Genomic DNA, 24,880 nt, shown 5'->3' with positions numbered 1-24,880 from the left:
ATAACCGGACGGAGACGGGGAAAACTCGCTTCGCTCAGACAGTTCCCCGTCTTTTTTCCGCCCGCTTACGAAAATTCAAGGCGCCATCTAGGGCAAAAACGGCCAACGCGGCGGAGCACTAAGGTAAGCGACAAAGCCGGGGCGCTGCTCGGCGAACTGATGGAGAGAGAACGTATTGCGCCTGCACTCGATGGTTTGCTTTTTCTGCCCTTGATGGCGCCTTGGATTTTTGTTGCGGGGAGGATCAAGAAGGGAGGCCTGTCTGAGCGCAGCGAGTTTGCCTCCCTTCCCTCCCCGCGACACAAATCCAAGGAGTCTTTCGCCATCTCGGGCGCGCCTTTCTTTTGCTTACTTTTCTTTGGCAAGACAAAGAAAAGTGAGTCGGCCCCGGCAGGGGGCGAAAGGGAGGCAAACCACCAACGCAAAGACAACTCTGAAACCAACGAACTGATGCTCCGCTTCCCCAAAACCCTTGCCCCCGGCAAACCCTTCCCCCTAGGCGCCCAATGGGACGGCCTGGGCATCAACTTCGCTGTCTTCTCCGCCAACGCCAGCAAGATCGAACTCTGCATCTTCGATCCGGCCGGCCGCAAGGAACTGACCCGCTTCGCACTGCCCGAATGCACCGATGAGGTCTGGCATGGCTACCTGCCCGGCGTGGAAGCCGGCCTCGTCTACGGCTACCGCGCCTACGGCCCGTGGGAGCCGCAGCATGGCCATCGCTTCAACCCCCACAAGCTGCTGCTCGACCCCTACGCCCGCCGGCTGGCAGGCGCGCTGCGCTGGTCCGATGCGCTGTTCGGCTATCGGCTGAACTCCAATCGTGGCGACCTCTCATTCGACCGCCGCGACAGCGCCCCCGCCATGCCCAAGGCCGTTGTCACCGACGAGTCGTTCAACTGGGGCAACGACATACGCCCCAACACGCCGTGGTCGCGCACGGTCATCTATGAAGGACATGTGCGTGGGATGTCGATGCTGCGCGAAGACTTGCTGCCGCCTGAGCGCGGCACCTTCAGCGCGCTGGGCGACAGCGTCTTCATCGAGCGCCTGCAGCGGCTGGGCATCACCGCCATCGAGCTGCTGCCCATTCACGCCTTCCTACAGGACCAGTTCCTGGTAGAGCGCGGCCTGCGCAACTACTGGGGCTACAACACACTGTGCTTCTTTGCGCCGGAGCCGTCGTACCTGTCGGCGCCATCGCTGCATGAGCTGAAGGTGGCGATCCGGCGGCTGCATGCGGCGGGCATCGAGGTGCTGCTCGATGTGGTCTACAACCACACGTGTGAAGGCAGCGAACTGGGGCCGACGCTATCGTTCCGCGGGCTGGACAACGCGAGCTACTACCGTCTCGTGCCGGGCCAGGAGCGCTACTACATCAACGACACTGGCTGCGGTAACACGCTCAACCTGTCGCACCCGCGCGTGCTGCAGATGGTGATGGATTCGCTGCGCTACTGGGTCAACGCCTTCCATGTGGATGGCTTCCGTTTTGACCTGGGCGTCACGCTCGGGCGCGAGGGCAACGGCTTCGATCCGGGCTCCGGCTTCTTCGATGCCATACGCCAGGACCCGGTGCTCTCCACCGTCAAGCTCATCGCAGAGCCCTGGGACGTGGGCCCCGATGGGTATCAGGTCGGCAACCATCCGCCCGGCTTTGCCGAATGGAACGACCGATTTCGCGATGGCATCCGCCGCTTCTGGCGTGGCGATTCCGGACAGCGCCCAGACCTTGCCGCGCGCCTGACCGGCAGTGGCGACCTCTTCGACCGCCGCCACCGCCGGCCCTGGGCGTCGGTCAACTACGTGGCCTCGCACGACGGCTTCACGCTGCACGACCTCGTGAGCTACGCCGACAAGCACAACGAGGCCAACGGCGAAGACAACCGCGACGGCCACAACGACAACTGCAGCGCCAACTGGGGCACGGAAGGCCCGACGGACGACACCGCCATCCAAGCCCTGCGTGAACGCGTGACACGCGCGCTGCTGGCCACGGTGTTCTTCTCCAACGGCACGCCGATGCTGCTGGCGGGCGACGAGTTCGGCCGCACGCAAGACGGCAACAACAATGCCTACTGCCAAGACAACGCGCTGTCCTGGCTCGATTGGTCGTTGCTGGAGAAAGACCCGGGGCAGGCGCTCGCGCGCTATACGGCACGGCTGATCGCGTTGCGCAAGGAAAGCCCCGCGCTGCGCTGGCCGCATTACGTGCACGGCAACACCGAGATCCTGCCCGGCGTACCGGACATCGCCTGGTTTGATGAGCGCGGTCAGGTGCTCTCGCCCGACGCGTGGAACGACAGCGAGGCACGTGCGTTGGCGCTGCGCCGCGCATGTGTCGAGACCATCGACGGCGAAGCGCGTCCGCATGTGGCACTGCTGCTCATCAACGGCGCCGCCACGGACCTGACCTTCACGCTGCCCGAGCCGGCCATGGATTGGCAAATCGCCATCGATAGCGCAGCACCAGAGCAGGACACCCGCCCCCACGGCAGCGGCACGCTGAAAGTGGCGGGGCGCAGCGTCGTGCTGTTGCTCGCCACGCAGCTCGCCACGATCACCCAAATTGCCGGGCAGCCCGATGCAGACGTCAGTGGCGAAACCCTCGGGCACGTTCCCGAAACGCACAACGCCCCGCCACACGAAACACCCGTACAGCCCATCCCCGACGAGGAGCGCACTGCCCAAACCGCCGGCCCCGCAGCCAACGACGACAATGGAGACGCCACGCGATGACCGCACCCGCCCCCCGGTTTGCGCACGACATGCCGTTTGGCGCCACCGTCCTGGCTGACGGCAACACCCGCTTCCGCCTGTGGGCACCTGACGCGACCGCCGCCTGGGTCGACCTAGACGAGGCGCGCGGCGACGAAGCCATCCGCATGGACGCCGAACCCGACGGTTGGTATGCAGCGGTGGCACCCGTGGGCGCCGGCACGTGCTATCGGTATCGCATCACCAATCGGGACGGCGTGACGCTGTCCGTACCCGACCCAGCCGCACGCGCACAGTGGCAGGACATCCCCGGCCCAAGCCTCGTCGTCGATCCGCAGCGCTACCGCTGGCAGCACGCCAACTGGCAGGGCCGGCCCTGGCACGAGACGGTGTTGTACGAACTGCACGTCGGCACGCTGGGCGGCTTCAAGGGTGTGCGCGGGCGGCTGCCCGAACTGGCACGGCTGGGCATCACGGCCGTCGAGTTGATGCCGGTGGCGGAATTTCCGGGCGCGCGCAACTGGGGCTACGACGGCGTATTGCCCTTCGCGCCCGACGCCAGCTATGGCACGCCGGACGATCTCAAGGCGTTGATCGACACTGCCCACGGGCTGGGCATGATGGTGTTTCTCGATGTCGTCTACAACCACTTCGGGCCCGACGGCAATTACCTGCACCACTACGCGCGCCGCTTCTTCCGCGACGATGTGCATACGCCCTGGGGCGCAGCGATCGATTTCCGCATGCCGCAGGTGCGCGAGTTCTTCATCCAGAACGCGTTGATGTGGCTGCTGGAATACCGCTTTGACGGCTTGCGACTCGACGCCGTGCATGCCATCACCGAGCGCGACTGGCTGGGCGAACTCGCCGCTCGCGTGCAGTTGTCGGTCGAACCCGGCAGGCATGTGCACCTCGTGCTGGAGAACGAGCACAACGCCGCATCGCTGCTGCGCGATGGCAACACCCATGGCGACTTCGAAGCGCAGTGGAACGACGACGGCCACAACGTGCTGCACGTGCTGCTGACCGGCGAGCGCGAAGCCTATTACGCGGCCTACGCCGATGCGCCAGCAGAGCGCCTCGCGCGCGTACTGCAGGACGGTTTCTGCTACCAGGGCGAGCCGTCACCCATCCACGAAAACGCACCGCGCGGTGAGCCCAGCGCGCACCTGCCGCCCAGCGCGTTCGTGCTGTTCCTGCAGAACCACGATCAGATCGGCAACCGCGCTTTTGGCGAACGGCTGACGCAGCTTGCGCACCCCGATGCGTTGCACGCCGCGCAAGTGCTGTTGCTGCTGAGCCCGCAGATTCCGATGCTCTTCATGGGTGAAGAATGGGGCAGCACGTGCCCGTTCCAGTACTTCACCAGCCACCACGGCATGCTGGCCGAAGCCGTGCGGGAAGGCCGGCGTCGGGAGTTTGCGAAGTTCGAGGCGTTTGCCGATCCGCACCAGCGCGAGCGCATCCCCGACCCGAACGACGAGCGCACCTACCTCGCCTCCTGTCCCGGCGAGGCGAACCTGACCCAACCCGGGCCACTCAACACGCTGAACCGCATGCACCGCCTGCTGGCGCTGCGTCACGCGCAAATCATCCCGCGGCTGCCCAATGCGCGCGCACTCGACGCGGTGGCGCTGGGCCACGCCGGCGCCATTGCCCGCTGGCGCATGGGCGATGGCAGCGTCCTTACGCTGATGCTCAATCTGGCCGATCAACCCGTGGCGGTGCCCACGGTCCTGGCAGGCAGCCCTGCCGATCTGCTGCACGAATCGCGTGAAGGTGCGGCCGCAGCGCTCATCGCGCACCGCCTGCCGGAGCGCGCGTGCGTGGCATTGCTGCACACGCCGTCGCCTACCTGACGGCTGACAACCACAACGCACCATGGACCGCACGAACCACTCCTCAGGCACGCAGCGCACGCCGCTCCAGCAACTGGCCACCGATGCCGGTCTACTGGTCGACTGGGAAGACGCCGCCAGCCGCCCCATGCGCGTGGCCGACGAAGTGCTGCGCGCCGTGCTCTTCACACTGAGCCTGCCGGCCGGCTCGCCCGCCCAGGTGTCGGAAAGCCAGGCGCGCCTGCGCGCAGAAGCCGAAGCGGTCGCCATACCGCCGCTTGTGACCGGCGTGGTCGGGCAGCCGATCGTGCTGCAGACCTCGGCGCCCCAAGCTGCGTTGCTGGGCGGACAAACCTATCGCGTCGACTTTGAGTCCGACGGCAGCACCGAGGGCAAGATCAGCGTCAGCGCAAGCGAGCACCACGCAACGCTGCGCCTGGCGCCGGTGCAGGCCGTGGGCTACCACCGCCTGACCATCGACGCCGGGCCTGGCACCGTGATCGAAGCCACGCTCGCCATTGCCCCAGCGCGTTGCTATGGCGTGGCCGATGCCCTGCGACAGCACGATCGTCCCACCGACACCCGCCTGTGGGGAGCATCCGCGCAGCTCTACGGCTTGCGATGCGATGCCGAACGCGCCGCCAGCAGCGCCGGCCTGGGCGACTACACCGCTGCGGGCACGCTGGCGCGGCACCTTGCGCAGCGCGGTGCGGATGCATTGGCGCTGAGCCCCGTGCATGCCATGTTCACGGCCGACGCGCGCCGCTATTCGCCGTACTCGCCATCGAGCCGCCTGTTCCTGAACGCGTGGATGATCGACCCCGCCGCGCTCTTTGGGGACGAAGCCGTGCGGCAAGCCGTGGTCGACTGCAACCTCGTGGCTGACTATGCCCGCCTGGAAGCCGCGCAACTCATCGACTGGCCCGCCAGCGGCAACGCCCGCATGACGGTACTGCGCGCGCTGCATCGCCGCTTACTGCAGGCGCCGCTTGGGGACACTGTCGCCCAGATGCTGCTGGATGATTTTCGCGCGTACTGTATTGATGGCGGCACGAGCCTGCGCGATCACGCGCACTTTGAGGCACTGAATGCGCACCTTGGACCCGCGCATTGGAAGCAGTGGCCCGAGCAGTATCAACATCCGAGCTATCTGGGCGTGCAGGCCTTCGCACGCGAGCATGAAGATGCGGTGAATTTCCACCTCTTCCTGCAATGGGCTGCGACACGCCAGTGGGCCCTCGCGCAGCGCACTGCGGAAAACGCCGGCATGGCCATCGGCCTCATCGCCGATCTGGCTGTGGGCACCGACAGCGCGGGCAGCCACGCGTGGGCGCGGCAGCGCGACTTGCTGATCGGCGTGACGGTGGGGGCGCCGCCCGACGTGTTCAACGCGCAGGGCCAAGGCTGGGGCCTGACCACCTTCAGCCCGCGCGCCATGCGCACGCAGGGCTTTTCGGCCTTTATCGAGATGCTGCGCGCGGTGATGGCCGTGCCCGGCGGCGTGCGCATCGACCACGTGCTCGGGCTGATGCGGCTGTGGGTGATTCCCGATGGCGCCCCGCCGCTCGACGGCGTGTACCTGCGCTACCCGATGCAGGATCTGCTGCGGCTGGTGGCGCTGGAATCGTGGCGCAACCGCTGCATCGTCATTGGCGAAGACCTTGGCACCGTGCCACCGGGCCTGCGCGACAGGCTTGCCGACGAGGGCCTGCTCGGCATGCGCATCCTCTGGTTCGAGCGCGAGTACACGCGCGACGAAGCCCCCTTCAAGGCGCCGCGCACATGGGCGCCGGCGTCGGTGGCGATGACGAGCACGCACGATCTGCCCACGCTCGTCGGCTGGTGGATCGGCAACGATCTGCGCTGGCAAGCCCAGCTCGGCCTGCTGCCCGCCGGCATGACCGAGGGCGAAGCGCACGCACGCCGCATGGACGATCGCGCCGCGCTGGTGGCGGCCTTTGCAGAACATAACCGCCTGGTGCTGGCCGATGGCGGTGTGCCGATGATCGGCGTAGCGCCCCTGCTGGCTGCGGTGGAACAGGCGCGCGTGGCCACCGCGGCGCAAGCCGAAGTCATCCTGCAAGCCAGCGCGCAGGACTTTGCCACGGCGGCCACCGCGTTCACCGGCGCTGCCAATACGCCGCTTGCACTGGTGCCGCTGGAAGACCTGCTGGGCCTTGTCGAGCAGCCGAACCTGCCAAGCACGATCGACACCCACCCGAACTGGCGGCGTCGCCTGCCCGGGCCGTCCGACACGCTGCTCGACGCGCCCACGGTGCAGGCGCGCCTGTCCGCGCTGGCCAACGCGCGCATCAACACGCCATGAGCGAACCGACCACACACCTCCCGCCTGTCGCCCTCCAGCGTGTGCCGCGCGCTACGGTGCGGCTGCAATTGCACCGCGACTTTACGTTCGACCATGCGCGCGCGTTGGTGGATGACTTTGCCGCGCTCGGCATCTCGCATCTGTACACATCGCCCATCACCACGGCGCAACCGGGCTCGACGCATGGCTATGACGTGGTCGACCCCACACACGTGAACCCCGAGCTGGGCGGCGAACGCGCGCTCGAACAGTTGGTGGATGCGCTGCATGCGCGCGGCATGGGGCTCATCGTCGATATCGTGCCGAACCACATGGGCGTGGGCGGCGCACACAACGGGTGGTGGCTGGATGTGCTCGAATCCGGTCCAGACAGCGCCTACGCCAACTTTTTCGATATCGACTGGCAGCCGCCCAACCCGGCGCTGCGCAACAAGGTGCTCGCGCCCTTCCTGGGCGAAAACTACGCTGACGCACTCGCCGACAGCCGACTGCAGCTGACCTACGACGACACGGCCGCGCGGCTGGCGATCGCGTATTACGACCACCGTTTCCCGATCGCGCTGGCCGACTATGCCGCGCTGCTCCGCACGGGCAACACAGACACCGCCATCCACGCGGTGGCCGACCGTTTTGTCGCGCTCGGCACGATCCGCTCGCTGCGCACGCGCCGCGAACGCACCGACGAAGCACGCGACGCGCTGCGCAACCTCGCCACCACGGAAGCCGGTGCCGCACACATCGCCGAGGCTGTGCGCTTGCTCAACGCGCAACCCGATCAGCTTGACGCGTTGATGGCACGGCAGCATTGGCGCCTTGCCCACTGGCGCACCGCCAACGATGAGATCAACTGGCGCCGCTTCTTCGATATCGGCTCGCTGGCTGGCCTGCGCATGGAGCGTGCCGAGGTGTTTGAAGCCACGCATGCGCTGCTGTTCCGGCTCTATCGCCTGGGTTGGATTGACGGTGTGCGCATCGACCACGTTGATGGCCTGGCCGACCCGGCCGCCTACTGCCGCCAGCTACGCCGCCGCCTGCAAGCCGAACACGCCGCACGCCCCGCCGACAGGCTCACGAGTCGCCCCTGGATCGTCGTCGAAAAGATCCTCGCCAGCGATGAACCCATGCGCACCGACTGGGGCGTCGACGGCACCAGCGGCTACGATTTCATGAACCAGGTAGGCGCGCTGTTGCACGATGCGCACGGCGAGACCGCGCTCACCCAGGGCTGGCTTGAGTGGATTGGTGCACCGGCGGCTGAAGCGCCGTTCTCAGCCACGGCTGTACCCGCACGTCGTCAGGTCCTGCATGCGCACTTTTCTGCAGAACTCGATGCAGCCACGTCGGCGCTGCACGCGGTGGCACAGCAGAACCGCAACAGCCACGACGTGACGTGGCACGCCATCCGCCGCGCGCTGGCCGAGGTGATCGTCCACTTCCCGGTGTATCGAACCTATGCGAATGCGCAACAACGCGATGCGCAGGATTCGGCGATCTTGCAAACCGCCATGTCCGGCGCGGCGACCTGCCTGCGGCGCGTCGACCAGCCTGTGCTCGGCTGGCTTGATGCATGGCTGGGCGGGCAACCGGCAGGGCAAGACAAGCTGGGCCAACTGGCGTTGCGCCGGTGCCAACAATTGTCATCGCCAGTGGCGGCCAAGGCGGTGGAAGACACCGCGTGTTATCGCTACGGCCGGCTGCTGTCGCGCAACGAGGTCGGCGCGGATCCGGGTGCGTTTTCCATGAGCGCCAACGCGTTCCATCACGCCATGCAAGCGCGCGCCCACACCTGGCCGCACGCGATGCTCACCACCGCCACGCACGATCACAAGCGCGGCGAAGACGTGCGTGCGCGGTTGGCCGTGCTGTCGGAGCGGCCCACGCAATGGTTGGCCGCCGCACACCAATGGCGCACAGAACACGCTGCTTGGGTGCGCCCACTGCCTACAGGGCCTGCCCCTTCGCCCGCTGCGCAGTGGATGCTGTATCAAACGCTGGTGGGCATCTGGCCGGCGGATCTGGACTGGCATGACGCCGATGCCGTGCGCGAGCTGGCCGAGCGCGTCGCGCAGTGGCAGGAAAAAGCGCAGCGCGAAGCCAAGCTGCGCACTGACTGGTTCGCACCCGATGCGGACTACGAAGCGGCCAGCCGCGATTTCGTCTTTACGCTACTGACGGGCGAGGCGGCCTCGACCTTCCTGCCCTCGCTCTCCGCCTTCGTGCAAAGCGTGGCGCCGGCCGCCGCCATCAACGGCCTCGCCCAGACCTTGCTGCGCACCACGCTGCCCGGCGTGCCCGACCTCTACCAGGGCGCCGACTTCTGGGACACCAGCCTCGTTGATCCCGACAACCGCCGGCCCGTCGACTATGCCGCGCGGCATCGCGCATTGCGGGCATTGCACATGCATGCTGGGCACAGCCTCGCGTCGCTGCTCGCGCATTGGACCGACGGGCGCATCAAGCAAGCCGTACTGGCGCGTGCACTGGCCCTGCGTGCCGCGCTGCCAGCCGTGTTTGAATCCGGTGACTACCAACCGCTGGCCGTGACCGGTAGCGGCGCACAGCACGTGCTAGCGTTTGCGCGTGTGCATGGCGCCCAGGCGGTCGTCACGATCGTGCCGCTGCATGCCTCGGCCCTGCTCCATGCCGCCACACCAACGTTTGCGGAGGGTGCATGGCGGGACACCACGGTCTGTCTGCCGTCCGCGCTGTCGCACGCTCCGCTGCAGAGCGCTTTTGACGGCCAGACGCTGCACAGCCCCCGCCTGGCGTTGGGCCAAGTGCTGGCGCATCTGCCAGTCGCCCTGCTGCACACCTGATCACCCCGTCACGCATTCGCACGGGTTAACACCGACTGCGCCACTCCCTTGCTCGCCCTAGAATTCCTCTATTCATATAGATGACTAGAGCAATCGTGATGAACACGTCGCTCACGTCACCCGGAGGAGACCGCATGTTCGGCTGGTTCAAAGAGATTTCGAAAGGGGAAAAGCGCACGTTCTGGGCCTGCTTTGGCGGCTGGGCACTCGACGCGCTGGACGTGCAGATGTTCAGCCTCGTCATCCCGACCATCATCGCGGCCTGGCACATCGGCAAAACCGAGGCCGGGCTTGTGTCGGGCGTCACGCTGGTGGCGTCGGCCCTGGGCGGCTGGATTGCCGGCGCGCTGACCGACCGCTTCGGCCGTGTGCGCACCCTGCAGTTCACGGTGCTGTGGTTTTCGCTGGCCACGTTCGCCTCGGCCTTCGCGCAGAACTTCGAGCAGTTCCTGGTGCTCAAGGCCATTCAAGGCTTCGGCTTTGGCGGTGAATGGGCGGCGGGCGCCGTGCTGATGGCCGAGAGCATCCGCGCCAGCCACCGCGGCAAGGCCATGGGCACCGTGCAAAGCGCCTGGGCGGTGGGCTGGGGCGCGGCGGTGTTGCTGTATGCGCTCACGTATTCCTTTATCGAGCCGGACCTCGCCTGGCGCGTGATGTTTGCTGCGGGGTTGCTGCCGGCGCTCCTGATCATCTACATCCGCCGTGGCGTGCAGGAACCCGTACCGGCCGCCAAGCCGGATGCGAACGCCAATGCGATGCCGATCTCGCGCTTCCCCCTGCTCGATATCTTCCGCCCGCAGGTGCTGCGCATGACGCTGATCGGCGGGCTGCTGGGGGTGGGCGCGCACGGCGGCTACTACGCGCTGATGACGTGGCTGCCGACGTATCTCAAGACGGAGCGCCACCTGTCGGTGCTCGGCACAGGCGGCTACCTGGCGGTGATCATCTTCGCCTTCTGGTGCGGCTGCGTGGCCAGCGCGTGGCTGTTGGACGTGCTTGGCCGTCGCGGAAACATTCTGCTGTTCTCGTGCTGCTGCGTGGTGACGGTGCTGGTGTATCTGCTGGTGCCGCTGTCGGATGGCGCGATGCTGGTGCTGGGCTTTCCGCTGGGCTTCTTTGCGGCGGGCATTCCGGCCAGCATGGGCGCGCTGTTCAACGAGCTGTATCCACAGGGCGTGCGCGGCACGGGCGTGGGCTTTTGCTACAACTTCGGCCGCGTGGTGTCTGCCGCCTTCCCGGTGCTGGTGGGCAAGATGAGCGCGTCGATGTCGCTGGGCACAGCCATCGGCATTGACGCAGCCATCGCGTATTCGATCGTCGCGGTGGCGGTGCTGATGCTGCCCGAGACGAAGGGCCGCGACCTCGCTGCCGTCACTGTCTGAACCCCCAACACAACACCATGACGACGCACTTGATCCGTCGCCGCCAGGAGACCCCATGCCCACCCGCCGCGCCTTCAACACAGGGTTGCTTGCCATGCTAGGTTCCACCGCCCTTGCCGGCTGCGCCGCCACCGGTAGCAGCGACGTCTCGCGCGGGGGCCCCGCGCGCATCACCGCCATCGACACGCATGCGCATGTGTTCGAACGCGGCCTGCCGCTGGCCAATGCCCGCCGCTATGCGCCCACGTATGACGCACCGCTGTCGGCCTACCTTGCGCAGCTCGACGCGCATGGCGTGTCGCACGGGGTGCTGATCCAGCCGAGCTTCCTCGGGGTCGACAACAGCTACCTGCTGGCCGCGCTCAAGCAAGCGCCCCAGCGCCTGCGCGGTGTGGCCGTGATCGACCCGGCTGCGCCCGAGACCTTGCTCACGCAGATGAACGCCGAGGGCATCGTCGGCATCCGTCTGAACCTGATCGGTGCGGCAGACCCGCAATTGAAATCGCCCGTGTGGCAAGCCGCACTGGCGCGCCTGCATGCGCTCGGCTGGCATGTGGAATTGCATGTCGAGGCACGCCGCCTTCCCACGCTGCTGCAGCCGCTGCTGGAAGCGCAGGTGAACGTGGTGGTCGACCATTTCGGCCGCCCCGATCCTGCACTCGGCGTGGACGACCCGGGCTTTGCCGCATTGCTCGCCGCCGGCCGCTCGCGTCGCGTGTGGGTAAAGATTTCCGGCGCATACCGGAACGGCGCGAACGGACGCGGCGAAGCCATCGCACAGGCCGCCATGCCGCGCCTGAAAGATGCCCTCGGCCTGGACCGCCTCGTCTGGGGCAGCGACTGGCCGCACACGCAGTTCGAATCGCAAATCAACTACGACAAGATGTGGGCCTTCGCCGGCGTGCTGCTGCCCAACGCAGCGGATCGCAAGCAGGTGCTGGTCGACACGCCCGCGCAGTTGTTCCGCTTCGTCTGAACGCACAACTGCTGCAGCGCCCCCGCGCGATACCCCATTTCGCGAATCACGAATTTCGCCGCGCGGGCCGCGCTCCTACACTGGCCGCTCCTCATCCCCACACGCCGTAAGGAGCAGCCATGCAGCAGCATCGACTCGTCGACCAGCAATTCGGCCAGGTCGCCCAGGCCTACCTGACCAGTGCAGTGCACGCGCAGGGCGCCGATCTGGATGCGCTGGCCACGCTGGCGCAATCGGTGCCGCACGCCAAGGTGCTTGATCTCGGCTGCGGCGGCGGGCATGTGAGCTTTGCCATGGCGCCGCACGTGGCCGCCATGGTGGCGTACGACCTGTCGGAAGACATGCTGAGCGTGGTGGCCGCCGAAGCCGCGCGCCGTGGGCTTGCGCAATTGCACACGCAAGCCGGCCGCGCGGAGAGCCTGCCCTTTGACGACGCCGCGTTCGACATCGTTGCCACGCGATTTTCTGCCCACCACTGGTACGACGTGCGCAAGGGCTTGGCTGAAGCGCGCCGTGTGCTCAAACCCGGTGGCAAGCTCGTCATCGTGGATATCTTCGCGCCGGAAGCACCGCTGCTCGACACGCTGCTGCAAACCGCCGAGGTGCTGCGCGACGCGTCGCACGTGCGTGACTACCGCGTGTCCGAATGGCAAGCCATGCTGGCCGAGGCCGGTTTCCAGCCCGGCACCCCTCTCACGTGGAAGCTGACGATGGCCTTCGACAGCTGGATCGCCCGCATCCGCACCCCGCAGGTGCGCGCAGATGCCATCCGCGACCTGTTCGACCGCGCGGCCGATGAAGCGCGCACGTACTTTGCCGTGGCGCCCGACCATTCATTTGCCATCGACGCGATGCTGATCGAGGCCACCTGAGCCATGTGAGCGGCTTGGGCGCCTTCATCCCTCTCATCCTTTTTGTCACACCCGTTGGAGGGGTGGCGTGATGCGGCGCCATTTTCGCGGTTTCGCTTAATCCAGAATAAAAAAAATGTGATATCGGAACACGTGTACGAACGCGGCGTTGCCGGTAGCCTTCCGGGTTACCGCCGACTCCGGTCGGCCTTGGCGCGCGGCCACTGCGCCGACTTCCGATTTCCATGTACGCCCTGTTCCCCGCCTTCGTCTCGTCGCTCTTCCTGTTCTACGGCGTCTACGTCGTGACCACGCGCGGCCGCACGCGCGCGAGCCTGGCGTTTCTCGGCATGACAACGCTCACGTGCCTATGGCAAGGCATCTGGGCGTTTCTGTTCCAGACCCAAGACGTTGGCACCGCCCAGGTGCTCGCCAAACTCGGTTGGCTCGCCATCCTCATCATGCCGACCATGCTCTACCACTTTGCCGTGGAGGTGGCCGAGGCTCCGGGTGAGCGGCGCTGGCTCATGGCTGCCTATACGTTGGACGCCGTGCTGATTGCATTGCTGCTGACCACCAATCTCGTCATCGACGGCGTGTATCAGTTCCACTTCGGGTTCTATCCGAAGGCGGGCATGCTGGAAGCCGTGCATATCGCCCAGACTGCCGCGCTGGTCACGCGAGGCATGTGGGTGCTCTACCGCGAGCAGCGGCATGCCACGGCAGAGAAGCGAAAACGGTTGCTGACCTGCCTGTTCGGCGTGGGGCTGATTTCGTTGGCGGCGGCTGACTACGCCGTCAACTACGGCATGGCGTTCTACCCGCCTGGCGTGCTGCCCCTGGCCATTGCGCTTGGCATCATCGCCGTGGGCGTGGTCAAGTTTGACTTGATGCGCCCCTACGCACTGGCAGCCACCGTTGCACACGAAGTGCGCACGCCGCTGACCACCATCCGCTTGCAGGCAGCCGAAATCGCCCGCGCCTGGCCAGACGTCTATCGAGGCTATCAGCTCGCCATCGACAACGGCCTGTGCCAACCGCCGCAGCATCCGGCCATGCTGGATCGCCTGTCCAAACTGGCGGGAGCCATCACGTCGGAAGTCGCGTCCGCACACAGCGTGATCGAGATGGCCTTGGCCTCCGTCACGCTGGAGCGCCTGGACAGACGCACCTTCGCAGCCCATTCACTGCACGAATGCGTAGAGACGGCCGTGGCGCAGTATCCGTTCCAGGCCGGTGAGCGCGAACGCGTGCACGTGCAGCCGTTCAACGCCGACTGGCGCTTCGTGGGCTCCGATACGCTGCTCGTCTACGTGTTGTTCAATCTGCTGAAGAATGCGCTGCACGCCATCCAGATCGCGCGCAAGGGGCACATCGAAATCTCCGCCCGCCAGGATGGAGACAGCTATGTGCTCGTGGTGCGCGACAGCGCCACCGGCATTCCGCCCAGCGTGCAGCGCCGGATGTTCGACCCGTTTTTCTCCACCAAGCATGTCGGCAAGGGCTCGGGCGTGGGGCTGACGTTCTGCCGCCGCGTCATGCAGGCATTTGGCGGGCGCATCCAGTGCGAATCCGTAGTTGGGGAATACACGCTGTTCTCCATGCGGTTTCCCCAACCTCCTTCTATCTGACGTTCACGTCTTCAAAACGTCAGGACACGTGCGCCAACTCCGGCAGCGTGTCCAGCTCGTACGCCTTCACACGCAGGCGCACGTGTTCCGGCAGACGCTGAATCACGCGCTCGGCGTTGGCGCACACCACCTGCTGATACCCCAGCGACACCAGCCGCCCGCCCGAAACAAACCGGAACACCATGTAGAACGAGCATGGCTGTACCCGGAATGTATTCAGGTGGCATTCCACGCGCTGAAACGGGAATGTCTCTTCAACGAATTCCTGATGCGCCAGCTTGGTCACGAAGATCACGCGACCGCTCATGAGCAGGTCTGCGTCGATGCATTCGTGAAACCACCGCTCGCGCACCACGCCCTGCCACTCGAAATACCGGGCGAAATACGTGTTGGCGTAGGCGTTGGAATCCTTCAGATAGACATCGAAGGCGTGCTGGAACGTCTGCTGCGCGGAAATGGCTTCGGGCAGCTCGGCATTGCGCAGATAGTGGTTGACGACTGTGGCAATGGATTGGCCTGTCGGCATCGCATACTCCAAGAATGGAATTGGCTGCTGGCGGCAGCCGCGCATGCGCGGTGGTCCCGCGCATGTGTCCATTCTTCCGATGCACTTGCCGTTGCGTAACAAGGCAATAGCGTAGCCCTACGAACGGGCGGCCTACTCCCCGCCTGCAACACTCCGCAGCCCCGGCGGGCTCTGATGAAAGCGGAACGTATTGCGCCCGCTGCGCTTGGCATCGTAGAGCGCCGCATCGGCCCATTCCAACAGTACGTCCAGGGGTTCGTCGGCGGGCGTGAGGGTGACGGCGCCCGCTGACAGCGTGACGTACGGCACGGCAACGGACGCCGCGTGCGGTTCGGCCCGTTCGGCCACCATGGCCACGGCACGCGCCACGGCCAGCCGGGCCTCATCGCGATCCAGGTCAAACAGCATGGCGACGAATTCTTCGCCGCCCACGCGCGCAATGAAGTCATCGGGGTGGCGGCACGCCGTGCCCAGCGTGTCGGCCACCATGCGCAGGCAATCGTCGCCGCGCAGGTGGCCGTAGGTGTCGTTGTATTGCTTGAAGCAATCGATGTCGAACAGCGCCAGCGTGACTGGACGATTGTCGCGGCGGGCGTGGTCGAACAATCGCGGGGCCTGCGTTTCAAAAAAGCGGCGATTGAACAGCTGCGTGAGTGCGTCGCGGTTGACGTCGTTCTCCAGCACGCTGAGCAAGGCCCGCGTTCGCTGCAGCTCGCCGCGCAGCGCATCCTGGGCGCTGGCCATGCCGGCACGCTGCAACTGCTCGACCGTCACGTCGCGCAGCAGCAGGAAAACGCCGGCATGCCGGCCGCGCGCGTCGCTCAAGCCTTCGAGGGTGACTTCCAGCGTGCGGCCCGTGTCGGGCAGCCAGACCTGATGGCGGTTGGGCAGGCGCGTACGCTCAAACTCGCGCAGGATGCCGGCCACGTTCAGCACGGCGGGCGGCATTGCATGCACCTTGGCAGTCGGCAACAGGTGGCGCGCGGCGGCGTTGATGCTGGCGATGGAGCCATCGCGGGCGAGCACGATGCAACCATCACGCATGGATTCGATGATCTTGCCGCGAGCATAAGCGGCCGTATCGCGCAAGCGCGGCCGCAAGACGATCCAGCCGAGCAATGCTGTGCTGACGGCAAACGTGGCGGGTGTGAGATCGCCGCCGAGCGCCGTCGTCCAATGCTGCAGATAGGCAAGATGCGTCACCAGCGGCAGCAGTTGCCCGATGACAAGCGCCAGCCGTACCTGCGTGCGCGACGACACATAGAGCCCGGAGGTGACTTCGTCGATGGGCAACACCAACAGCACAAGGCTGATGGCCAGCAGCACGTAGTTGTAGGCGGTGGCCACCCAGAACATGCGCCCGTGCTCGAACACTGCGCCCCGTATGCCGTCGATGACGACGAAACGTGCATCGAGCCATACCAGATGGTGCAACTCATTGGTGGCGACCAGCCCGATGAAGCCAGCGGCCACCAGCAGCGCCAGCACCCAGCCAACGCGCACCATCAGCAATGCATTGAGTTCTGGCCGTATGAGGCCCACGACCATGCGCAGCCATGCGGCCGGCACCATCATGATCCCGAGATAGGCGACCTTGGCCCAGCCCACGCGCACGGGCATGTCGAAGCTGACGACTTCCATGAGGCGCGCGCCGCTCCAGAGCGCGGTACCGAGCGCCAACAGCATGAAGGCGGAGACCTCCGTGTCATCGCGGCGGGGCCATGAGAGGCCAATCAGCGCGATCGAAACGAGTGCAGCGCAAGCCAGTGCAGCGATCAGCATGATCGGCACGTCCAGCGCGCATGGCGATGCCGGCGAATGACGACGCCAGCCTGTTGGTCCACGTGTATTCCCCGTTCGTCCGTTGTTCTTGCAGTGTATCGGCCACTGTTGCCGTGTGATTGACTGCGTGGTGCGCACCCGATCACCTTCCCCTCCCATCGGCAGGAAATGTAAAAACTGAAGGCCCGTGCGGCTTTGCGGCGCATGGCGCGGCCTGTGCGTGCTGAGAGGTGCATATCGAGCTGCCGAGGAATTCGTTTGCGCGGCGTAGAAATCACCTTCGCGCTGACTGCCGAAAAGCTCGGAGGTGTCATGCGCACCGTGTTTTTTGGGTATTGGGCGCGGAGGCCGTGCTGCGCTTTCCCGCGATGCAGAGGGGGATTGGAGCGTCGCAAAAATGGGGGCCGTCAAGCCCTCCGGACGCCCCCTGCCACAGGCCGGCCGGGCAACGTTTTTGCCCTGGCGCGAACGTCCCGTTTCAGATGCCGTGACTTGAGCGACACCGCTATCTTGGCTTCACAAAACGTCGGTATCATCGAACACATGACCGATACCCGCGCCACAGCCCATCTCTATCCTGCGCACGACCTGGCGATCTGCACCGACGCCAACACCGCCGTCGAGCGCATCACCGCCATCTACGAGCGCTCCGCGCAAGCGATCCGCGATCGTTTCCACGCCTTTGCGCGTGGCGAGGATTGCAGCGAAGACCTCTCCGCCTGCTACCCCTACCTCGGCATCACCGTCGACCCGAAAACGCTGGTGAGCGACGCGCGGCCGGCGTGGGGCACGGTGGCATATCCGGGCGTGTACGGTACGACGCTCACGCGGCCCGACCTCTTCCGCGATTACTACCGCGTGCAGATCGAACGGCTGCTGCACTATCACAACAGCCCCGTCGTGGTGGGCGTGAGCAACCGGCCGATTCCGCTGCCCTTCGTGGTGGAAGCGTCCACCGTGGATATCACGCCCGAACAGGCGCGCGCGCTGGGCGGTGCGTTTACGCTGCCCGACCTCGCGCAGATCGACGACTCCATTGCCAACGGCACGTACCGCCCCATCGGCGACGAACCGCAGCCGCTGTCGATGTTCACCGGCGAGCGGGTCGACCTGGCTCTGCAGCGCCTGTACCACTACACCGCCACGCACCCGAAACACTTCCAGCGCTTCGTGTTGTTCACCAACTACCAGCGCTACGTCGATGAGTTTGCCGCCCTCGGCCGCAAGCTGATGGAAGACGGCAACGACGAGGGCTACATCCGCTTTGTCGAGCCCGGCGACACCGAACACGAACTCGGCACGCCCGCGCCGGACGACTCGCACCGCATCAAGGGCCTGCCGCAAATGCCCGCCTACCACCTGGTGCGCGAAGACCGCCTGGGCGTGACACTGGTGAACATCGGCGTGGGCCCGTCCAACGCGAAGACCATCACCGACCATCTGGCCGTGCTGCGTCCGCACTGCTGGATGATGATCGGCCACTGCGGCGGCTTGCGCCGTTCGCAGCAGCTGGGCGATTACGTGCTCGCGCACGCCTATGTGCGCGACGACCACGTGCTCGACCAGGACCTGCCGCCGTGGGTGCCCGTGCCGCCCATCGCCGAGATTCAGGTGGCGTTGCAGGAGGCTGTGGCGCGCATCACGGGGCTGTCTGGCGCCGATATGAAATCGCGCATGCGCACCGGCACGGTGGTCTCTACCGACGACCGCAACTGGGAGCTGAAGTACCAGGCGCTGTACAGCCGCTTCAACCAGTCGCGCGCCATTGCCATCGACATGGAAAGCGCGACCATTGCCGCCAACGGCTTCCGCCTGCGCGTGCCCTACGGCACCCTGCTGTGCGTGTCGGATAAGCCGCTGCACGGCGAGCTGAAGCTGCGCGGCATGGCCAATCTGTTCTATCGCCAGCGTGTGAGCCAGCACTTGGACATCGGCATGGAGGCCGTGCGCCTGTTGCGCGAAAACGGCGTTGAAGCGCTGCACTCGCGCAAGCTGCGCAGCTTTGACGAGCCTGCGTTCCGATAGCGCGGGTTGGTGCGGGTTGGTGCGGGTTAGTGCGGGCGCTGCTCCGGCAGCGCTTCGCGCAGGAAGTCCAGAAAAACGCGCACCACCTCGGGCAACGTTCGGCCCGCCAGGGTCTGCAGCTCCACTGTTCGCCCACGCATGCCGCGCTCGCGAATCTCCGCGGCATGCAGCTCACCGCGCTGTACGCGCTCGCGCACCGTGATTTCCCCCGCGATGCCCAAGCCGCCGCCGTGCAGCACGAAACTCAACAGCCCATCGAAGCGATTGCTGACGAGCACCGGCTCGAACACGAGCCCGCGATGGCTGCAGCCCATGTCGAACAGTTGGCGCACCGTGTTGTCGGGCCCCGAGAGCGCAATCGGAAACGGGTGCATCTGCGCAAGCGTCACGCTGTTGAACTTCGCCAGCGGGTGATCGGGCCGCATGATGGCAAACACCGAGCCGCGCTGTTGATATGCCACGCAAATGCCCTGCACGGCGGCACGGCTGTACGTCAAGCCAATGTCAACGTCGCCACGCAGGACCGCTTCGGTCACGCGCATGGGCTCGTCCGCGCGCAGGTCGAACTGAATGCCAGGATGCCGCTCGCGAAACGCCACGATGGCGCGTGGAACAAACTCAATCGCAAACCCATCGGAGCACGCAATGCGCACGCGCCCGCGCTGCAGCCCTTGCAGGCCCTGAATATCAGAGACCACGCGCTCTGCCTCCAACGCCCCGCGCAGCGCATGCGCGGCAAGCAGCTCGCCTGCTGCACTGGGCGTCATGCCACGCGGTTGCCGCTCGAACAGCGGCACGCCCAGCAGCTCTTCAAGCATCGCCACTTGCCGGCTGATGGCGGATGCGCTGACGTGCAAGCGCGCGGCCGCCTCCGTCAATGAGCCGCTGCGCACAACCTCCAGAAAATAGCGGAGGGACGTCTCCTGCAGGCGATGAGATGGCATAGGCGACGTGGGCGCGAGGCCCTTTTGCTTTGCAGAAAACGCAAAGATATCCCAAGAAAATTCTAATGGTCAAAAAGGTAGGGCGTGCCCAGACTCATGCGAAACCGTTCGATCAGCGGAGTGTCCAGATGCACCTTCAGCTCGCAGCCCGTCAACCTGCCACGTCCCGCGCATCCCATCGCCTTCGGGCGCTGGTGCCGGCTCTCATGTTGGGTGCCGCCGGCTTGGCCGGTGCCGCTGAACTCTCTGCGGCAGACGCCGAACGCCATGCCCAGACAACCTACCGCGAATACTTTCAACTGCTCTCCCTGCCCAACGACGCCATCGCGCCGGAGGACGTCCGCAAGAATGCCGACTGGCTGGAGCAGGCGTTCCGCAAGCGTGGCTTCACGACCAAGCAATTGGCAAACAATGGCAAGCCAATGCTCTATGCCGAAATGCCGAACCCGGATGCTGCCCGGAAGACGGTGCTGTTCTACATGCACCTCGACGGCCAGCCCGTGATTCCCGCGCAGTGGGCGCAGAAAAGTCCGTGGACGCCCGTGCTCAAGCACAAGACCGCTCAGGGCAACTGGGAAGAGATCGACTCCGCGCAGTTGTTCAGCGGCCCGCTCGATCCGGAATGGCGTGTCTTCGGCCGATCGTCTGCCGACGACAAGGGCCCGATCATGATGATGCTGGCGGCCGTTGACGCACTGAAGGCCAGCGGCGCCCAGCCCGCCGTCAACATCAAGATCATTCTCGACAGCGAGGAAGAGAAAGGCTCGCCGTCAATCAGCAAGGTGATGCAGGCAAACCGCGAGCTGCTGCGCTGCGACGCCATCGTCATCCACGACGGCCCCATGCACGCGAGCAACCGACCGACCCTGGTCTTTGGCAACCGCGGCGCGGCCGAAGCCAGGCTCACCGTCTATGGCGGCAAGGTGCCGCTGCACAGCGGGCACTACGGCAACTACGCTCGCAACCCGGCCCAGCAGTTGGCCAACCTGCTGGCATCGATGAAGAACGACGAGGGTCGGGTGACGGTGCCGGGCTATTACGACCACGTGAAGATCAGCGACGCTGACCGCAAGATCATGGCGGCCGTGCCCGACGACCAGGTGGCGCTCAATAAGCGCCTGGGCATTGCGCATGCCGACAAGGTCGGCGCCAATTACCAGGAGGCGATGCAGTACCCGTCATTGAACGTGCGTGGCATGGCGTCTGCGGCCGTGGGCGACAAGGTGGCGAACATCGTGCCCGACAAGGCCGTCGCAGAGCTCGACCTGCGAACCACGCCAGACTCCAGCGCGGCCTACCTCGGCAAGCTGATCGAGCAGCACGTCGAGCGCCAGGGCTACCACCTCGTAAAAAATGCCCCGACCGATGAAGAGCGCAGCCGCTACGACAAACTGGCCACCTTCACGTATCAGAGCGAAGGTGCGGACGCTGCGGGCTCACCGATCGACTCGGCAGTGGGCACATGGGCCTACAAATCCCTGACCGACACGTTTGGTGCCAACCCAGCGCCGGTTCGCATCCGCATGATGGGTGGGACCGTGCCCACCGCAGAAATCGTCGGCGTGCTGCAGGTGCCGTTCACGATCATTCCCCTGGTCAATGCCGATAACAACCAGCACGCTGCCAATGAGAACCTCCGGATGGGCAACTACGTCAGCGGCGTGCGCACGATCTACGGCCTGCTGACGCACCCGCTCTGACGGGCCACTCTGCCTATGCCGGGCGAAACAGCCCATGCAGCCCGAGCGGCGCCACGCCGTTCAGGCTTGCCATGGCGACGGGCCCCGCAGAAACATTCTGTGCATCGAACGCCGTCAGTCTGGTGCAGCCGGCGTCCACATCGAATACCGTGCCGATCAGCCAGCCTTCGCCTTCACGGGCGCTGGCCGAGGCCGGCACGAACACGTGTTCCTCCACCAGCGTGCGGTGCCCAAAACGGTACTGTTGCACCCGCCCCGAATCCGTATCGACGCGCATGACGGTGTCGAAACCGTTCAGCGACTGGGGGCTGCCGCTGGACGAAGGCGCCGTGTGGGCCACCATGAACAACGCGTGATGACGCTGCGCGGTGCGGCGTGTGTCGATCTTGGGGAATTCGGCCACATGCTCGGTGCTGAACTGCTCGGCGCGGCCAGTGCGCAGGTTCAACTGCACTTGCGTAAGGCGAGCGCCGGGCGACGGACGAATCTGCCCGCGCATCAATTCACGCAGCGACGTGGTGACGACCGCGGCATCGTCCGAGCGGATGTAATCGAGATGAACCTCCAGCCCATCCGGCGACGACCATGCATTGCCGAGATGAAAGACGAAGCCCGCCGGCAACTGCAGCCAGCGCATGCGCGTGGCATCGTCCTTGTCGAGCACGAGCACACGCATGCCCAGCTCCGGCCGCCAGACATGGGAATCCAGAAACGACATGCCTGCTTGCGAGCGCTCCACGTCGTACACGAAGGGAGGCAGCAGAAACACCAGGTGGCGCTGCGTCACGGCAAAGTCGTGCACCATCGCCACGTCCGGAACCTTGACCGATTCCACGCGCTTGAGCGCCCCGTCCCCGCCCACGCAGTAGACGGTCAGCAGACCGGCCGCGCTGCTCACGCCAAAATTCCATAGCGTGCCGTCGGGTTCGACCTTGGGGTGGGCGGAAAACGGCATGCCCTTGTAGTCGTCGCGCCAGGTCTGCACGCCCAGCGTGCGCAGTGAATCCGGATCGACGCGCATGGCCGAGCCACCTTCCCACAGCGCAAGCATCTCGTCGCCATGCATCACCAGGCTGGTGTTGGCCACATTGATGCTGTCGGGCGAAGCAACCGGCTCCATGTCGGGGTTGGCGGTGCCGAACGTCGCGCGCAACGGCCGGCCGGCGGCGGTGTCGGCGACAAACTTGTCAGTGCGCACGAACACGCCGCGGTGCGTTACGCCCTGCTCGCTGATGTCGTAACGCTGGATCATGCCGTCGCCATCGAACAGATGGTGGTAACGCACACCACCTATTTCATGTCGCGCCGGGCCGTTTCGGTAGAACGCGCCGCGCAACGCGGGCGGGAACCTGCCTTCCACTTTCAGCGCGCGAGTCGGCATGTCGGCGCTGACGCCCTGATAACCCGCCAGCCACGGATACTGCGCGCGCGCCGCTGCAAACCCCGCAGCCCACGGGTCCGGGGTGGCGGCCATTACATCGGTCAGGGTCAAGCCAAACGGTGCGGCGCCCAAGGCCGCAATGAAGGATCGGCGTTGCATGACGGGGCCTCGCTCAACATCAATGCAAGTGAATCGTCACGCGCTGGTCGCCCTGCACGTCGATGGCAGCGTCGTCAAATGTGGGCGGGCCGAAGCGGCCGCGTGCATCGCGGCTAAAACCGTAAGGCTCGACGGGAATGCCGGCCGGGTTGGTGCCGAGCTTCGCGTCGTTGTTGGCGTCATGGAAGACCGACAACGCGTAGCGCCCCGCCGGCAACTCCGGATACACGAAGGTGACGCTTGCGCCGGACACGCTATCGAGCGCGGCGATGTCCGCCCGGATGGCCGAATCGGGCTTGAGCCAGCCCGCAGCGTCGCGGAACATCGCCGCACGCACCGCGCCTTGGCGCCCTTGTGCGCCTTCCACCACCACAGTCAGGGTGGCGGCGGATGCACTTGCGGCAAGTGCTGTCAGCGTCAGGGCCAGCGCAAGGCGCGGCAGAGAAAACATGGCAGTCATGAGCGTCTCCTGAGGGGCCGGCGATGCGTTGGCAGGCCGGCGATCAGGAGGCAATGTAGGCGCAGACTTCGTGGCAGTCAGCGCGGATGCGACGAAGTGCGAATACCGCGGCGCAAACGGGCGCTTGCGGGCGATGAGCGCATCACAGCAGCTTGGAGGAATCACGCCAGAGGTGCTGACCAAAACGCCCGCGGGGTCGGCGGGCGCTTTGTGGGTGGTGCTAATGCTGCAAGCTCGACAAGCGGTGCTCGGCAAGCAGCACACTCGCACTCAAGGCAAGCTGAGCGGAGATGAAGCCCTCCGGGATCTCAATGTCTTCCCAGTCACACACGATGTGGCCGGCGCGACAGACCTGGAAACGGGCCGTCCACCGATGATCGTCGCGTTGCAGCGGATCAACGACGATGACATGCGTTCCATGTGTCACTTCCTGAATCGCCATTGTGGTTCCCCCGTTCGTGATCGTTGGGAGACCACCTTAGCAAAGGCACGTGACACAAATCTGTCCGCCGCTCACCTACAAATGGGGGAGGGCGCACCTCAACCGACCAGCGGATCTGGCCGTGCAGACGAGCGCGTGCCAGGCAGCGGATGATTATCGGGGCCGTAGTACGTGAACACTGCCGAGAACTTGACGGCGCCTGTCTGGTTGGCGCGGGCCGCATGGAAGGTGTTGCAGTGGAAGAGCAGCACATCGCCGGGCAGCAGAGGCACGGGGCGCGCGGTGTCGATCAGCGCACGGTTTTCTGGCAGCTCCTGGCGCAGGAACAGCTTCGCGTCGAACCGGTCCGCAGGCAGCTCAAGCGTGTGGCTGCCGGGAATCACCCACAGGCAGCCGTTGTCGACCGTCTCTTCCACCAGGGCCAGCCACGACGACACCAGCTCGTTGCGAGCGAACGACCAGTAGCGGCTGTCGCGGTGCCAATGCGTAGCGGTGCCAAACGCGGGGTGCTTGGTCATCACGCAGTTGTGGTGCGCGAGAGAAAGATGCACGGGACTGCCAATCAGTTGCGCAATCGCGCCGGCCACGCGTGGGTCGCGCGCCCATTCCGTATAAGGTGTGCCGCGTGAATCGGCGTCGAGCAGGCGGCGCACGGTCTGGCCCCCCTCGGCGTCGCGCGAGAGCGGTGCCCCGGCATAGCCGACGTCGGTTTCCAGCTCCACCGGCGCTGCGGCGCGGGCCAGCCCGTCCTGCGCGGCCGCGAGCAACGCGGCGCTCACCTGCTGGCTCACGAAGCCGCGCAACACGACGTAGCCGTGCTCCTTGAAGAAGGCTTGCTGCTCGTCGGAAAGCGGGTGGGCGTGGGTAGCGGTGGGGGCAGACGCGGACATGGTGGAAAAAGCGCACGGAGACGGCGAAAGACA

Annotated in this window: 17 protein-coding genes; 10 read left to right on the top strand and 7 right to left on the bottom strand. The window is 65.7% G+C overall.

Annotated features, from left to right (window positions below; genetic code table 11):
• The first annotated feature begins 450 nt into the window (after positions 1–450).
• From glgX to BG83_RS0119430, 8 genes are all read left to right on the top strand, one after another.
• Positions 451–2,739 carry a glycogen debranching protein GlgX gene (gene glgX / locus BG83_RS0119465; RefSeq protein WP_024978272.1) on the top strand — a complete coding sequence of 763 codons (2,289 nt, stop codon included), beginning with the start codon at positions 451–453 and terminating at the stop codon, positions 2,737–2,739.
• The gene (gene treZ / locus BG83_RS0119460) at positions 2,736–4,577 is read left to right on the top strand and encodes a malto-oligosyltrehalose trehalohydrolase (protein ID WP_024978271.1); all 1,842 of its coding nucleotides are present in this window, start codon (positions 2,736–2,738) and stop codon (positions 4,575–4,577) included. The genes glgX and treZ overlap by 4 nt, the downstream gene beginning before the upstream one ends.
• 22 nt (positions 4,578–4,599) lie before the next feature.
• Entirely contained in the window at positions 4,600–6,882 is a 2,283-nt protein-coding gene (gene malQ / locus BG83_RS0119455; protein ID WP_024978270.1) for a 4-alpha-glucanotransferase, read from the top strand.
• Complete coding sequence (gene treY / locus BG83_RS0119450) at positions 6,879–9,698, top strand: malto-oligosyltrehalose synthase (RefSeq protein WP_024978269.1); 2,820 nt, start codon at positions 6,879–6,881, stop codon at positions 9,696–9,698. The genes malQ and treY overlap by 4 nt, the downstream gene beginning before the upstream one ends.
• A gap of 134 nt (positions 9,699–9,832) precedes the next feature.
• Positions 9,833–11,080, top strand: a complete 1,248-nt coding sequence (locus BG83_RS27915; RefSeq protein WP_037032110.1) for an MFS transporter — start codon at positions 9,833–9,835, stop codon at positions 11,078–11,080.
• A gap of 55 nt (positions 11,081–11,135) precedes the next feature.
• A complete protein-coding gene (locus BG83_RS0119440) occupies positions 11,136–12,056 on the top strand; it encodes an amidohydrolase family protein (RefSeq protein WP_024978268.1) in 921 nt (306 codons plus the stop codon).
• Between the two features lie 119 nt (positions 12,057–12,175).
• Positions 12,176–12,928, top strand: coding sequence for a class I SAM-dependent methyltransferase (locus tag BG83_RS0119435; RefSeq protein ID WP_024978267.1), 753 nt, complete (start codon positions 12,176–12,178; stop codon positions 12,926–12,928).
• A 224-nt stretch (positions 12,929–13,152) separates the two neighbouring features.
• A complete protein-coding gene (locus tag BG83_RS0119430) occupies positions 13,153–14,538 on the top strand; it encodes a sensor histidine kinase (RefSeq protein ID WP_024978266.1) in 1,386 nt (461 codons plus the stop codon).
• Between the two features lie 19 nt (positions 14,539–14,557).
• On the opposite strand, the gene BG83_RS0119425 is transcribed toward BG83_RS0119430, so the two are convergent.
• Positions 14,558–15,064, bottom strand: coding sequence for an acyl-CoA thioesterase (locus BG83_RS0119425; protein ID WP_024978265.1), 507 nt, complete (start codon positions 15,062–15,064; stop codon positions 14,558–14,560).
• 132 nt (positions 15,065–15,196) lie between these two features.
• The gene (locus tag BG83_RS0119420) at positions 15,197–16,846 is read right to left on the bottom strand and encodes a diguanylate cyclase domain-containing protein (protein ID WP_024978264.1); all 1,650 of its coding nucleotides are present in this window, start codon (positions 16,844–16,846) and stop codon (positions 15,197–15,199) included.
• Positions 16,847–17,389: 543 nt separating this feature from the next.
• On the opposite strand from BG83_RS0119420, the gene BG83_RS0119415 reads away from it, so the two are divergent.
• Positions 17,390–18,871, top strand: a complete 1,482-nt coding sequence (locus tag BG83_RS0119415; protein WP_024978263.1) for an AMP nucleosidase — start codon at positions 17,390–17,392, stop codon at positions 18,869–18,871.
• Between the two features lie 26 nt (positions 18,872–18,897).
• Here BG83_RS0119415 and BG83_RS0119410 read toward each other — a convergent pair whose 3' ends face one another.
• The gene (locus tag BG83_RS0119410) at positions 18,898–19,815 is read right to left on the bottom strand and encodes a LysR family transcriptional regulator (RefSeq protein ID WP_024978262.1); all 918 of its coding nucleotides are present in this window, start codon (positions 19,813–19,815) and stop codon (positions 18,898–18,900) included.
• A gap of 65 nt (positions 19,816–19,880) precedes the next feature.
• Between BG83_RS0119410 and BG83_RS0119405 the strand changes: the two genes are divergently transcribed.
• On the top strand, positions 19,881–21,515 hold the full coding sequence (locus tag BG83_RS0119405; RefSeq protein WP_024978261.1) for a M20/M25/M40 family metallo-hydrolase: 1,635 nt from the start codon (positions 19,881–19,883) through the stop codon (positions 21,513–21,515).
• A gap of 13 nt (positions 21,516–21,528) precedes the next feature.
• On the opposite strand, the gene BG83_RS0119400 is transcribed toward BG83_RS0119405, so the two are convergent.
• From BG83_RS0119400 to BG83_RS0119385, 4 genes are all read right to left on the bottom strand, one after another.
• Positions 21,529–23,055 carry a carotenoid oxygenase family protein gene (locus BG83_RS0119400; RefSeq protein ID WP_024978260.1) on the bottom strand — a complete coding sequence of 509 codons (1,527 nt, stop codon included), beginning with the start codon at positions 23,053–23,055 and terminating at the stop codon, positions 21,529–21,531.
• Positions 23,056–23,074: 19 nt separating this feature from the next.
• Positions 23,075–23,515: a DUF2141 domain-containing protein gene (locus BG83_RS0119395; RefSeq protein ID WP_024978259.1), complete on the bottom strand. Its 441-nt coding sequence runs from the start codon at positions 23,513–23,515 to the stop codon at positions 23,075–23,077.
• Between the two features lie 220 nt (positions 23,516–23,735).
• Positions 23,736–23,957 carry a hypothetical protein gene (locus BG83_RS0119390; protein WP_024978258.1) on the bottom strand — a complete coding sequence of 74 codons (222 nt, stop codon included), beginning with the start codon at positions 23,955–23,957 and terminating at the stop codon, positions 23,736–23,738.
• A gap of 98 nt (positions 23,958–24,055) precedes the next feature.
• Positions 24,056–24,847, bottom strand: a complete 792-nt coding sequence (locus BG83_RS0119385) for a phytanoyl-CoA dioxygenase family protein (RefSeq protein ID WP_024978257.1) — start codon at positions 24,845–24,847, stop codon at positions 24,056–24,058.
• Between the last annotated feature and the right edge of the window lie 33 nt (positions 24,848–24,880).

The sequence above is a fragment of the Ralstonia pickettii genome, from assembly GCF_000607165.1.
Lineage (GTDB): Bacteria > Pseudomonadota > Gammaproteobacteria > Burkholderiales > Burkholderiaceae > Ralstonia > Ralstonia holmesii.
The sequence above is the reverse complement of the archived record's forward strand: the minus strand, read 5'-3'. Positions and strand labels throughout refer to the sequence as shown.